At 62.4% G+C, this 13,718-nt stretch carries 10 protein-coding genes; all 10 read right to left on the bottom strand.

Annotated elements, in window-relative coordinates:
• Positions 1-348: 348 nt before the first annotated feature.
• Positions 349-1,584: a serine hydrolase domain-containing protein gene (locus tag IEW00_RS10755; RefSeq protein ID WP_188514371.1), complete on the bottom strand. Its 1,236-nt coding sequence runs from the start codon at positions 1,582-1,584 to the stop codon at positions 349-351.
• Positions 1,581-2,090 carry a MarR family winged helix-turn-helix transcriptional regulator gene (locus tag IEW00_RS10750; protein WP_188514370.1) on the bottom strand — a complete coding sequence of 170 codons (510 nt, stop codon included), beginning with the start codon at positions 2,088-2,090 and terminating at the stop codon, positions 1,581-1,583. The genes IEW00_RS10755 and IEW00_RS10750 overlap by 4 nt, the downstream gene beginning before the upstream one ends.
• Before the next feature lie 703 nt (positions 2,091-2,793).
• Positions 2,794-4,011 (bottom strand): zinc-dependent alcohol dehydrogenase, encoded by a 1,218-nt coding sequence (locus IEW00_RS10745; RefSeq protein ID WP_188514369.1) that lies wholly within the window; start codon positions 4,009-4,011, stop codon positions 2,794-2,796.
• An 81-nt stretch (positions 4,012-4,092) separates the two neighbouring features.
• Positions 4,093-4,695 carry an SRPBCC family protein gene (locus tag IEW00_RS10740; RefSeq protein ID WP_229736969.1) on the bottom strand — a complete coding sequence of 201 codons (603 nt, stop codon included), beginning with the start codon at positions 4,693-4,695 and terminating at the stop codon, positions 4,093-4,095.
• Positions 4,696-5,315: 620 nt separating this feature from the next.
• Positions 5,316-8,567 carry an efflux RND transporter permease subunit gene (locus IEW00_RS10735; protein ID WP_188514368.1) on the bottom strand — a complete coding sequence of 1,084 codons (3,252 nt, stop codon included), beginning with the start codon at positions 8,565-8,567 and terminating at the stop codon, positions 5,316-5,318.
• A gap of 8 nt (positions 8,568-8,575) precedes the next feature.
• Positions 8,576-9,901 (bottom strand): efflux RND transporter periplasmic adaptor subunit, encoded by a 1,326-nt coding sequence (locus tag IEW00_RS10730; RefSeq protein ID WP_188514367.1) that lies wholly within the window; start codon positions 9,899-9,901, stop codon positions 8,576-8,578.
• Between the two features lie 5 nt (positions 9,902-9,906).
• The gene (locus tag IEW00_RS10725; protein ID WP_188514366.1) at positions 9,907-11,385 is read right to left on the bottom strand and encodes an efflux transporter outer membrane subunit; all 1,479 of its coding nucleotides are present in this window, start codon (positions 11,383-11,385) and stop codon (positions 9,907-9,909) included.
• Positions 11,378-11,851, bottom strand: coding sequence for a MarR family transcriptional regulator (locus tag IEW00_RS10720; protein ID WP_188514365.1), 474 nt, complete (start codon positions 11,849-11,851; stop codon positions 11,378-11,380). The genes IEW00_RS10725 and IEW00_RS10720 overlap by 8 nt, the downstream gene beginning before the upstream one ends.
• Before the next feature lie 472 nt (positions 11,852-12,323).
• Complete coding sequence (locus tag IEW00_RS10715; RefSeq protein ID WP_188514364.1) at positions 12,324-13,133, bottom strand: glycosyltransferase family 2 protein; 810 nt, start codon at positions 13,131-13,133, stop codon at positions 12,324-12,326.
• A complete protein-coding gene (locus tag IEW00_RS10710; protein WP_188514363.1) occupies positions 13,130-13,717 on the bottom strand; it encodes a class I SAM-dependent DNA methyltransferase in 588 nt (195 codons plus the stop codon). Before IEW00_RS10710 ends, IEW00_RS10715 begins: the two co-directional genes overlap by 4 nt.
• Position 13,718: the final 1 nt, after the last annotated feature.

Raw genomic sequence — 13,718 nt, 5'->3', positions numbered from 1 at the left:
CACGACTAGCTGGCCAGTTGCAAGCCCGCGACTAACAAAAACGGGCTTAGCTAGGCTATGCCCCCATTTTTTTAGAGCATTGAAGCTGCCGAGATTGATGGTCGCCCGTCGGCCAATCAGTTCACACATTCCAGGTGGATTAGTGGATATGGTCTGCCCTGTCCGTCAATTGGCGAACGGCCTGTCTGTCTGAATCCCATTCGCCATAGCAGCGAACAGCTTGATCAATCTGCTCGTTGACATCGGTTGTCATATTTGGATGGCGCGAGATGAACCGCTATTGCCCAACGGACCGCGAGGTGTGCTATACGTAGATGGTCACTGCGTTACGACTTGGAGGGAGCCGGCCTACTCCCTCAAGAGGTCAATTTTGATGCGTTCAACAAGCCGTTCCATGGCTTGTTCAGTCCGTAAATCCGGGGTTCGGTTCATCAGAATTACGATGGCGTTGCCTTTGTCCCGATCAAGATAGAGGCATGTGAACACGCCGTTGTCAGAGCCGGAGTGGCCAACCATCCCGTACCGGTCCCGCCAGAAAAATCTTTGTCGGTCGTCGATGCTTGGTGGCAGCTGTAGCTTGAACATCTCGTTGAACGAGGCGGGTGACAACAACGGGTCGCCGCTGGTTTTGCCGCCTGCCAGAATGCTCTGGGCTAAAATGGCCAAGTCCTTCGCAGACGCATTCACGCCACCGTCGGGATAATTGGGATTACCGTATTGCGGATAAGCCCTTAGCCGGCGGTCAGCCTTAGTGGGGTTGAAGATTTTGCCAATGAGCCAGTTGCGTTTGGGCTCCTCCGTGCTGGCGCACAGACTGGTATAGGGCAGACATTGATAGACCTCGTACCGAGTTGCCAGCGTGTCAGCGGGATAATCTGCCAACGACCATGAGCTATTGGCCATCCCCAAGGGCTCGAAGATGTTGTCTCTGGCCAACGCTGACAGCGAAGTACCGGCTGCTCGTTCGGCAGCTGCTCCGGCTACTCCTGCCCCTGGATTGCTATACTCGCGCACAGTGCCCGGCTTGGCGTCCAGATAGTGCGCGCCGTTGTCATAACGCGATCCGTCTTTCGCGAGAATGCTGCGCAGATAGTCGGTCAGAGCCAGCGGGGAATCGGCTCCTTCCTGATAATCGGCGGTGTCATAATAGTCGCCGATGCTCGATGTGTGCGTAGCCAGCTGCCGGATGGTGATGGGCACGCCTTGGGCATGAGGGTTCTCGACGCGAAACGGCAACAGCGAGTTGACGTCCGCATCGAGGTCAAGCAGCCCCCGGTCGCGCAATTGCAGCAGGATTATGCCCAGGATCGGTTTGCTGATCGAGGCAATATTCATCGGCGTATCGGGCGTCATCGGCCTGCGGGTTGATGCGTTTGCAAACCCATAGCCCTGCATGTGGACCACCTTTCCGTCCCTGACGACGGCGACGGCCATGCCCGGAATGGCGTCCTCTTCGATCAGGGCTGCCGCAAATCCACCGAGGGATTTCGCATTTTTTGAGGTTTCCGCCTGCCTGGGGGCAACTCCCCAGTAAAGCACTGCTGCAACGCCGATGGCCAGCACGGGGTAAAGGGCACGCTTCATGACTGTACGGTTTCCGCTTCAAACTGATCCCAGAAGCGATCGCCCATGCTTTGGCGCTTGAGCGCGGCTATCCCGGTGTCCAGTACGCTTCCAAGATCGGTGCCGATGTCCTGGTCGAGCTGCTCGAAGACCCGGGCTGCATCCTGGTTGTACTCATCCAGCAATTTGGCCTGAGCAGCGCCAAGATCGGTCAAGACATATTCGACACGGCGCCGGTCAGTTTGATCGGCTTGCTTGTCGATTATACTCAGCTTGCTCAGTGTCGTGAGGTGCTGCGCCACGGTCTGATGCGGGTGCTGCAACGCCCGCGCCACCTCGGTCACCGACGCAGGGCCGCATTTGTTGAGGAACAGGAGGGTGGATGAGCAACTGACCGGAAAGATCATGCCCCTGTGCACGTAAACTTCGGTCACCTGGGCCTTGATCAGGAACGCAAGATCAAGCAGCTTTTTGGCCGTGTAGGCCTTCTGAATGATCGGATCGTCATAGAATTCGCGCTGTTTCATAGCCGCCTAATATCATTCCGCAGTATATTGCGCAATATCTTGCGGATATTTCTTCGGCCAGATGCCTACGAGGTAATTCGGGCCAAAGCAGCCTTGAGGTCGACCGCTTTGGTTGCCGTGTGGCCGACATTGGACCGCGACGCTGATGGTAAGCTCTAGCAAGCACCAAGGCCGGCTTTCGGTAAGACCGCCCGTTTGCGCGAACAAAATGAACGTCCGGCTCTGGGGCGACAATCGACACAGCCCAGCTCAGGCCGCGAATGGCGGTGATTACGGATTCGTTTCCCACGACCCGCCGTTCTGCGAACGACCCCGTTTCCGAAGGCGTTGTCTCTTGGCACTCGAGCCCCACAAGTCGACAACGCTCAATATCGAAGTGCGAAGCGCGCATTGCGGCTTTGGGTTTAATCCCATCGCCTTGCGCACTGTCGCCAATCGAATGGCACACCTGCAACAACGGGCGTTCGCGGCAGCCCTTGACAGCACGGATTGCAAACCGCCGAGCCTTCGTCACGCTCCAGTGAACGACATTGCGATATCAACCGTGCGGACATTCACCGGTGCTGCACCGACTATCGGCTTGCCGTGATGACGGATGCGAAACTTAACCCGCTGCGGCTCGACCACCGCAAGGCAAACTTGGTCCTGACGACTGCGGGGTGACCTGCTGGTGCAGGCAACCCGCAGTTTCAAGTGAGATCGATCATGCCATGGCAAGCTGATCGCGGGTCTGCACCACGCCTCTGGCGAGCGCCGGCTTGAGAACGATCTTGGTGTACTCGTCCTGCCGGTCGTGCCAATTCCGATACATGTCGGCTGCATCCTCTAGCGACGCGTGATGCGATATCAGCGATGTCGTGTCGAACTTGCCTTCCCTGATCATGTCGAGCAACTCGTCGGTGTATTTCTGGACATGCGTCTGCCCGCTTTTGACCGTCAGCCCCTTCTCCATCAGCTGACCCAGCGGAAATTTATCTGCAAATCCGCCATAAACGCCGGGGATCGAGAGCCTCCCGCCCTTGCGACAGGCAAGGATCGCCTGCCGCAGCGCGTGCGGGCGCTCGGTGGTCAGCATCAACTGAGCTTTGACCTGGTCGAGCACGTTATCCAGTGTGAAGCCATGGCTTTCCATGCCGACGCAATCGATGCAGGCATCAGGACCGATGCCGCCGGTCATTTCGTCGAGCGCCTCGCGGACATCGACCTGAGTATAATCGAGGATCTGGGCACCCATGTCGCGCGCAAGCTTTAGCCGAGACGGAAAATGATCGATTGCAATCACCCGTTCGGCCCCCAGCAACAGCGCAGATTGAATGGCGAACAGCCCGACGGGACCACAGCCCCAAATCGCAACCGTGTCGCCACGCTCGATGTCGGCGTTGACCGCCGCCTGCCAACCGGTCGGAAGGATATCGGACAGAAACAGCACATCATCGTCGGGCATTTCCGACGGAATTACCACGGGCCCGACATCCGAATATGGTACCCTGACATATTCCGCCTGTCCGCCAGCATAGCCGCCGGTGAGGTGGGCATATCCGAATGCCCCGCCCATCGCATGCCCCATCATCATCTCGGATGCGTCGCGAGTTTCGGACGGATTGGCGTTGTCGCACGCACTGAACTGCTGCTTTTCGCAAAAGAAACAATTGCCGCAACTTATTGTGAACGGCACCACCACGCGCTGGCCGATCGACAGCGGCGACTCCGCCCCGATTTCGACGACCTCGCCCATGAACTCGTGACCGACGACGTCGCCTGCGCGCATTCCGGGGATGTAGCCGTCATACAGGTGCAGATCCGATCCACAGATCGCGGTCGATGTGACCTTTAGGATAGCATCTCGCGGATTGACGATCTTGGGATCGGGTACGGTATCGACGCTGATTTTGTGGCGTCCTTGCCAGGTGACTGCGCGCATGGGAATTTCCTTGGATCAGATATGAAACTGAAACCGGTCGTGAGACCGTTATCAGATATGGGCCTGGGTGACGGACTCGGATCACCGGCCCGAAGGCGATGCATTGGTGGTAACCTCGCCGGTCTCGAGCAGCTGCTTGAACCGGTATAGATCGCGGCGCGCCTGGATTTCGGGTTCGCGCTGGAACAGCTTGGCCGCCAGCCGCCCGAGTTCGCCACCAGGCGGCGAATAGGCCAGGATCAGGGTGACATAGGTGCCGCGACCAGCAGGCGCATCGCTAAACCGCACCTCGCCGCTGTTGGCTATGTCCGAAGACGGATCACTCTGCCAGAAGATCGCCTTGCCAGGATCGGTCTTGGTTATTCGGTTGATCAGCGTCACTTCGCGACCAGCAGGTGCCTTGATATGCCATCGCGCGACGTCAGCACCTTCGATCTCAACGGATACGACATTTTCCATGAACTCGGCAAAACGGTCCACGCGCCACGCATCGAACACCTCCTGGCGCGGACGGTTGATCAGCACCGACTTGCCGAACATCGTGCGCTGTGACGGTTTATGGAGCACCCAGTGCGGCGCATCGGTGCTTATCCTGCTGGTCGCATCGCCAGTGTCGCTGAATTTGCGGATGCCGACGGCAATTGCCGCGCCTGTTGCAACCACGCCTATGGCCGCAGCTGTCATAACTGCGGGGCGACTTGAAATATAGTCGGTTATCTTCACTTGGGCTTCTTCCTGCTCCGCCAACACGGGCACTGGATCGGTTGAGTCCGGACGATGCGGCAGGGCCTTGCTAAAACAGCAATGCAATCTCGCCCGAAGATGCGTTTTCGATGAAGTATTGACGCATGTTTTGCGCGATAGTTCCGGATTAGCTCAGCGATCCACGGTGATCGGAAAACCCTATCGCACCGCTGAAGTCGACGCCCGCCAGATCGTCCATGAAGTTGATCCCGCAGGGCGTGTCGATATTGACCTCCATCATCTTATCCCCGGCGATATCGACCCCGCCGCCTGCCAAGATGTTCGAGCGGTGGTCCTCTGAACAGCAGCCCCGAGGACGGCGCCCAGTTGCAGGTGGTCAGTTCCTCTCCAGGGTCGCTGCGCAACATTAGGATGTCGTAATCGGACAGGATTATGCGTGTCCTTTCCATGGACGCGTCGTGCAGATGCGCCATCGTTTCTCGGAGGCGGAGCTGGCGGTGCTCGACAGCATGCTTATTCATATACCGTCAACGGCGCGGGCGCGGGACCGTACCTGCGGACGGTGATGTTTAACCGGGGTAGAAAGCCAGGATACCGCGTCAGTCGAGGCCGCTGGCCCGCGATCCCGATTTCGTCAGCAGCATATACAGCGCAGGTACGATCACCAGCGACAGCACCGTGGCCGAGATCAGCCCGAGGATCACGGTCAGCGTCAGCGGGCGATAGAGATCGCTGCTGATCGCCAGCGGTGCCATCCCGGCGATCGTGGTCACCGAGGTCGTGACGATCGGCCGGAGCCGCCGCGCAGCACCTGAGGCGGCGGCCTCTGTCACACTGCGTCCCTCAGCGAGATAGCGATTCATCGTATCGACCATGACGATGCCGTTGTTCACCACGATCCCCACCAGTGCGATGACGCCGATCATCGCGAAGAAGGAGAACAGGATCTTGAAGGCGAAGAAACCAAGAAAAGTTCCGATCAGCGCCAACGGCATTGTCGCCAGAATGATGAAGGCCTGTTTAAAGCTATCGAAGACGATCACCAGCACCCCGAAAACCAGGATGATAGCGACCACCAGCGCGATACCCGCCGAGCCGAAGGCCTCGCCCGCATCCGCCGATTCGCCGCCGATCAGATAGCGATAGCCCGCAGGCCATTCGGCCTGCATCCGATCGAGTTCGGGGCGGATCTGCTCGATGATGTCCTCAACCGTGCGGCCCTCGTTGCTTGCCAGAACACGGATTCCGCGTTGCCCCTCGCTATGGGCGATGGCGACAGCGCCCTCAGAGCTGACCGGATCGACCAGTTGCCACAGCGAGATCGAACGCCCGGACTCGCTGAACGCGCGCACCAGCGCGATCTCTTCCAGGTCGCGCGGTCCGCGTGCCTCGCCCGGCCGGCTGGGCCATTCGGTGCCCAGGCGGATGTCGATATCGTCCTCCCCCGGGCCGGTGGCGAAACGACCGATTTCGTCATTGCTGAGCGCAATCCGGATCTGGCCTGCCAGTTCAGCCTGGGTCACGCCCAGATAATCGACCGCCTCGCGATCGGGACGCAGCGCGATCTGCGAACTCAGTGCGCCAAGATTGTCGCGCACCCCGCCGGTGCCGGGCACGCGCTGGAGCATGGCCTTGACCTGTGTCGCCAGGACCTGCAGTTCGTCCATGTCGGGCCCGCGGATCTCGACTTCAATGGGTTCGCCCGAGCCCGGGCCCGAAGCTTCCTCGACGACCAGCAGCTCGGCACCGGCGACATTGGCATCGAGATAGTCGCCGAGCTCGACACGCAGCTGTTCGGCAAGCCGGTAAGAGCTGGCCTCGCGCTCGCCACGTTCGACGAAGATCGCCGAGAAGCCGATATAGTTTTCGCTGTCGCTAGGCTGGAGGGCAGCGGCCACATTGCCCCCGGCAAATGGGCTCTTGCGTCCCACCAGCTTGATCACATGCGCGAAATAGGGGCGCTCGCGCAGGATCGCACCCACCGCGTCGGCCAACGCCTGGGTTTCATCAAGCTGCGTGCTCGGGGGCAATTCGATGTTGATGCCCAGCCGCTCACCGTCATTTTGTGGGAAGAATTCGGTCGGTGTCTGGGTAAAGGCGACCAGCGAAAGCGCGAAAATACCGGTCGCGCCCATTACCCAAAAGCCTGCTCGCCTGCGCGACAGCAGCACGGTCGCTGCAAGCCAGGCCTCAAGCCGGTCCATGGCACGCGCCGTCAACCGGTCCGCGCGACTGGGTTCCTGATCGCCGGTTCGGGTCTGGTGACCCAGCAGGTAGCGCGACAGTGGCACCGACACGAGCAGCGCGACGATCAGCGCGAGCACCAGGCAGATGATCGTCGTCACCGGCAGCACGCGGATGAACTGGCCCGCCGGTCCCGAGATCGCCATCAAGGGCGCCAACGCCAGGATCGTGGTCAGCTGTCCCGCGATTGCGGGGACCGCGAACCGGTCGAGCGTCGAGAGCACCGCCTGGCCGAAGGTCTCGCCGCGAACATAGATCGCGTCGTGCAGGCCCTCGAGCATGATGATGAAAACATCGATGATCAACCCGAGCGCGATCACCATGCCGATGATGACGAGTTCGTTGAGCGAATAGCCCAGCAGCAGCACCACAAGCAGAACCCCGGCAAATGTGATCGGGATCGACAGCCCGGCGATCAGCCCTTCGCGCCATGAGATGGCGAGGAACAGCACGACGAAGACGATCAGCATCGCCTGCAGGCCCGAGACGAAGACCTCGCTCAGTGAGGACCAGATCTGCTCGGCCTCGTCCTGGATCAGCGTGGTTTCGATACCATCGGGCCAGTCGGCGCCGTTCTGGATTGCGGCAAGTTCGGAGCGGATCAGGTCGACCAGCGCAACGGTGTCGGCCCCGGGTGATTTGGTCACGGTGATCTCGACCGAGGGCACGAATGCGCGTTCGGCACCTCCCACGAACGCCCGGGTGGTCTCGGGCTCGAGCCGCCGCTCGATCGTCGCGACCTCCTCGAGCCGGATTGCGCGCCGCGATGCGCCGTCGCTCAGCCGCACGACGGGGAGTGCGCGCAGTTCCTCGATCGTCGAGAACCGACCCTCGAGGCGGACGATCGCGCCGATTTCGTCGCTGCGGATCTCGCCGAACGGCTGTTCAAGATTGGCCTGCTGGATCGCATCGCGAACGCGGGTCGGCGAAAGGCCCAGTGCGAGCATCCGCTCGGGCTGAAGCAGGACCTGGACGATCTCCTCGCGATTGCCGCCGAGTTCGACCTCGCTTACTCCGGTGACCCGTTCGAGCCGATCACGCAACTGCTCTGCAGCGCGGTTGAGCGTATCGGGAGTGACGTCGCCAGCGATTGCTATTGTCAGGATAGGGAGATCGCTGACTGAGATCTGATTGATTGTTGGGCGTTCGGCCTCAGCGGGCAATTCGGCCTCGGCATCGTTCACCGCCGCGCGCAATCGGCCCATAGCATCGCTCACCTCGACCGAGGCTTCGAACTCGACCGAGATGACCGAAAAGCTGTCGAACGAGGCGCTATCGACCCGACGAACGCCCTGAAGCGTCGTGATCTCGTCCTCGATGCGCTCGGTGATCTGGCGCTCCATGGTCTGCGGATCGGCGCCTGGCCAGGCGGTGTTGATGATCGCCTGCGGGATCTCAAGATCGGGCAGCGACTCCTTGACGAGCGCGCCATAAGCAAACAGCCCGCCAACCGCGAGCGTGATGGCCAGCAGAATACCGAAGGTCGTCTTGAGGAAGAAGAATCTCACCAGGCTGCCGGCAGCAGCCACCTCCGGAGTTTCGGCATCTGCTGCCTGCCCGTGTCCACCGGCTGTCGGTTCGCGATCTACCGGGTCGCTGTCCGCCATCGCGCTCGTCACCGCTTCGGTCGTTGCGCTGCGGCGGGCTGCGGTTGGCCCAGGATCCGCACCGCGACCCCGTTCGACAGCCGTGCGCGGCCTGCAGTCACCACCATGTCGCCCTCGCGCAGGCCTGAGAGCACGGCTTGGCGGCCTTCGGACTGGACACCCAGACGCACCTCTCGCTCGACCGCAATGTTGCGCTGGCGATCAACGACGAAGACGAAGCTGCGGTTGTTACGGGTGCGCAGCGCGTTGAGCGGGACGGTGAGTGCAGGCTGGCGGGTTGGCTGGGCAATCCAGGTTGCGACAAATTCACCGTCCTGCAGCTGCGGCGCGCGGCCCAAAGTGCGGATGATCACCTCGAAGGTACGACTCTCGGGGTCGAGCGCTGGGCTGATCGCGTGGACCGTGCCTGCTATACGGTAGTCGCCAACCGGCATCGGCGGTCCGCCGGGCAGGCTTGAGCTGGCGGCCGCGTCACCGTTACCGTTCTCGGCCGCGTTTCCGGTAGGACGCTCGCCCGCGCCGATCATCACCCGCGAGCCTATCGCCAGTTGGCGATAGGCGTAGGAGGGCAGATCGACGCGGATCTCGAACGCGGACGGATCGATCACCACCACCGGAACAGTGCGCAATGCGCTCGCCTCGGAGGTTGTCTGGACCGTCTGCGGGGTGAAGTAGCGCCCCTGTTCGATGTTGAGCCGCGAGATCACCCCGTTGATTGGCGAGACGATCCGCGAATCGCCCACGACCAGACGCGCCTGCGCGATCTCTGCATCCGCCGAACCGACGCGCGCTTGTGCCGAGCGTGTCTGGGCCCGCGCCCGTGCCTGCGCCGCCTGCGCCTGCGCAAACTCGGCTTCGGCGCGGTCGAACTCCTGCTGCGAAGCGGAATTTTGCGCGATCAGCGTTCGGTAACGCTCGAGCGTCACCCGGGCGAGCTCAAGCGTGGCGCGCGCCTCGCGTTCGGCGGCCTGTGCCTGCGCAATCTCGCTGCGTGCCGTGATCAGGGCGGCCTCTGCGTTGGCGAGCCCGGCGCGAGAGCGCGCAGGCTCCTGATAGGCGATCAGCTTGCCGCGCGCGACACTGCTGCCCAGCCTCAGCTGCGGGTCGAGCCATTCGACCCGGCCGGCATCGGCAAAGGTGAGGAACTCGCGCTGCACCGCGCGCGCGGTTCCCTGGCCATAAACCCAGGCCTGCAGCGCGCGGCGCTGGACCGGTTCGACGCGAACGCTCACCACCACCGCTTCCTCGGCGGCCTCCTCCTGTTCCGAACAGGCGGTCAGCAACGCAACCGAGAGCACCACAAGTGCAAGAAGGGGGCGGCGGGGAGGACGCATGCGTGTCAATTCCTGGTCGCTTCGGCGGGCGCGACGAAATCGCCGCCCAGCGCAAGATGGAGGTTGATCCGGTTTTCGAGCCTGGCCCGCCGGGTGGCGATCTGTGCGCTGCGGCTGTCCAGCGCGCGCTGCTGCGCCTCGAGCACGTTGAGAAAGGGGTCGAGCCCCTCGCGATACCGGTTGAAGGCGATCTCGACCGCGCCTTCGGCGGCGCGGGCGGCGGTGTCCGAAGCAGCCTCGCGGCGGGCCAGCACCTGCTCGATGGCGAGCGCAGTCTCGACCTCGGAGAGCGCCTGTAGCGCGACTTCGGCGTAGACCTCGAGCGCCTCGTCGCGCTGGCCTTCGGCGCTGCGGACCTGCGCGCGCAGCCGCCCGCCCTGGAAGATCGGCTGGAGCAATCGCCCGGCGATGGTCCAGACCAGCGAACCGGGGTCAAACAGCCGGCCGATATCCTGGCTCGCGGTGCCGATCGATCCGGTCAACCCGATTCCGGGCAGGAAGGAGCGCCGGCTGGCCTCGAGCCGGTATCCTGCGGCGTGCAGTGATAGTTCGGCGGCGGCGACATCAGGGCGGCGCACGAGGAGGTCGGCAGGCAAGCCCGCGGGCGGCGGCGGAGGGACCGCGGGCAGCGTGTCGGGGGTGGCGATGGTGCCGGCGGGATAGTCGCGCAGCAAAATTTCGAACTGCCGGGTCGCTTGCTCGAGCGCTTCGCGGCGCTGCTCGACCCCGGCCTGCGCGGCTCCCAGATTGGCGCTCGCGAGCAGCTGATCGCTGGGCGGGGCGATCCCTGCGCGGGCGCGGTTGGCGATCTGCCGCTCGATCTCGGTCAGCGCTGCTTCGGTTGTCTGCGCGACCGCGAGCTGTGCGCGCGACTCGACGACCTGAAAATAAAGCCGCCCGGCCTGAGCCGCGATCGCCTGCCGGGTGGCCCGCAGGTTTTCCGCGCTCGCCAGAAAATCGGCGCGCGCGGCAGCGGTCTGGCTCGACAGCAGACCCCAGATGTCGAGTTCCCATTGGACTTCGAGCGCGGTCGAGAAATTGTTGAAGGTGAAACCGCTCGGCAGATCCCCGCCAGGCGTGCCAGGCAGCGCGCCGATCGGGCCGAGCCCGGCAAGGTTCTGGCGCTGCCGCGAGGCAGCGAGCGCAGCGCTGACCTGCGGGAAGAGGTCGGCGCGCGCAATCCGCGCCTGTGCGGCAGCGATCTCGGTCTGCGCGACCGCTTGGCCGATCGCGGGATTGTCGCTCACTGCCGCTTCGACCAGCAGTTCGAGCCGCTCGTCGCCAAAGCTGGTCCACCAGCGATCGGCCACCGCAACGGCGTCACCGGCGGGTGCCTCTGCAGGCGCGACAAAGCGCTCGGGCAGCGGCACTGGCGGCTCGGGACGTGTGGGCACGGCGGCGCAGCCCGCCAACGTTGCGCACAGCAATCCTGCACGCAGCAACGCGCCAGCGCGCTCCCGGGTCGTGTTATCAGCTTTAATCATCGTGTTCGCTGCTGAAACGCCGCGCAGCCTCCTGCATCGTCTCGCCGATGATCTCGGACATGCGGCACAGGCGCTCGATCCGCTTGGCGGCCCCTGGCCGGGTCACTGAGCGCAACCGCTGCTGGATCTGGGCGCGGTGGCGTTCCATCGCGACAATGGAGACCTCGAGCATCCGGTCGAGCGCGGTTTCGTCATGAACATAGTGATGACGCCGGTCACCGCGCACATCGACCCGGCGCAACAGCCGCATATCGAGCAACGGCTTCAATCCGCTGCTCACGGAGCCAGCGCTCATCCCGAGCGCCTCCTCTGCCTGTTGCGACGTGAACGCCTCACCGGTGACGATTGCATATCCGAACAATCGCCCCGCCGGGCGAGCAAAGCGATGGTATTTGAGCTGGTCGCCAATCAGGTCGATCATCTGCTGCTCGGGAATCGACAGCGCGGGCGGTTCGGCGGGTTGCATTGCAGACCCATAGCCGACGACCCCGATGTTTCAAGAGATTTTGAAAGTTCGAGAAATTAGATTAGCTGGTGCGCATTAGTTTCAGGAGGGCGAATGCTCACATCCGACGACCCCGACTTTAGAAACGCTAGCAAGCACATGCACTTAGAAGGAACTGCCCGACGTCACCCTCGCTTGGGCTGTGCGGACCCTTTGATGGACGTTTTTACGAGGACGCTGGTCGCGAGAAGAATGCCTGATGTAAGCGCACCGATGGCCAGGATCCCGGTCGGAGTCAGACTGACGGCAAAGAGTATCTTCGGCCGCCTGATTTCGAGCAGCAATGTTTGTCTGGCTGTGACTGCGGTCATGAGATCTGAACGAGCAAGCGATGGTGGGGTTCCCGCCAAGCCTGCCCCCCCGGTATGCCCGTACTCCCTGCCCGGGACATCCCGTACCCCAGGCCCGGAACATTTTGACGGGTCCGCACCCGCTATGACCCGGCGGGCCGGCGTAGCACATGCAACGATGACGGTTCGATGCGAAGCAGGCCCATCGCCTCGAATTGCTGCAACCAGCCCTCCATTGGCCAGAAGCCCCACCGCGCGCGGAAGAGTTGCGCATTGCGCACGATGTCATCAAAATGCTGAAGCGGTGGATTGGGGCTGGGGTGGTGCTGGTGAAAGGCGCCAGGCCCTCCCATAAACAGCAGCGGTAGCCCTGCAGCATCGGCACGGAAGCCGAAGTCGGTGTCCTCGCCGCCATAGCCCCGATAGGCTTCGTCGAAACCGCCCAGCGTTTCGAACCGTGCGCGGCGGATACCGAACGCCAGCGACCAGAACAGCCCCGGATTGGATTCTGCGCGCATGCCATGCGCGGGAAATTCGCGCGCGGGATGCGGTTTGCCCGATCCTGCCAGATCCTCCTCGACCCATTCCCCGCGTGCATCATCAGGGCCAAGATAGAGCACCTCGGCACAGATCAGCGCGTCATTCTGATCCAGCGCCTGATCGATCGCCCCGGTGAGCGCGCGCATGGGAATACAGTCGACATCGAGAAACAGTAGGTTTTCGCTAGATGCATGGCGCGCGGCGAGGTTGCGCGCTTGGGCCAGCGGCAAGCGCTCGCTAGCCAGATGCGTCACGCGGACAGGAAAGTCAGCGTCGAACTCCTCGACCGGAGGATCGCTCGCCATGTCCACCACCACCAGTTCGGCAGGAAACTGAATACTGCGGCGCAGCCCTTCGACGAGTTGCGCCAGATGACCGGCGCGGTTTCGGACAATGGTCAGGACCGACATCATGCACTGATCCGCCACAGATCGAGCCGATATTCGGGCTGCCGATCGGTGCGCACCAGGTCGATCCGGTCAGTCAGCATCGCGTAGAGCTTCTCCACCGCTTCATCGCCACTTTGCGGATAGTCGGTTTCCCCCGTCCAATGAACCAGCAGCACCTTGCCGCCGGGAACCACGGTGCGCGCTATCCACTCGGCGGCGCGTTCCAAATCGCCATCGTCCCAGTAATAGACGACCTCGGACAGCAGCAGCAGATCGAACGATTTTTCCTCCGGCGTCTGCCGGGGAAACGCAAGCTGCTCGAACGCGACATCGGCAAGGTCGCTGCAACGTTCGCGCGCAAGCCTAAGCGCCGTCTCGCTGATATCAATCGCCAGCAGCCGATCGCAATATGGTGCCAGCAGTGCGGTCAGCACGCCGTTCGCGCAGCCGACCTCAAGTGCACGATCGAACCGGCGGTCACCCAGCGCCTCGAGCGTACGCGCATATTTCGCCTGCTCGTAAGCGCTGGTCTCAAAGCCCCAGGGGTCGGGCTTGTCGCGGAACATCTGTTCGAAATATTTCGCATCAAGGCTGGTCTGGTGCCGCATG

The organism is Blastomonas aquatica (assembly GCF_014639875.1).
GTDB lineage: Bacteria > Pseudomonadota > Alphaproteobacteria > Sphingomonadales > Sphingomonadaceae > Blastomonas > Blastomonas aquatica.
Note: the sequence above shows the minus strand (reverse complement) of the source record. Positions and strands in the feature narration are given on the sequence as shown.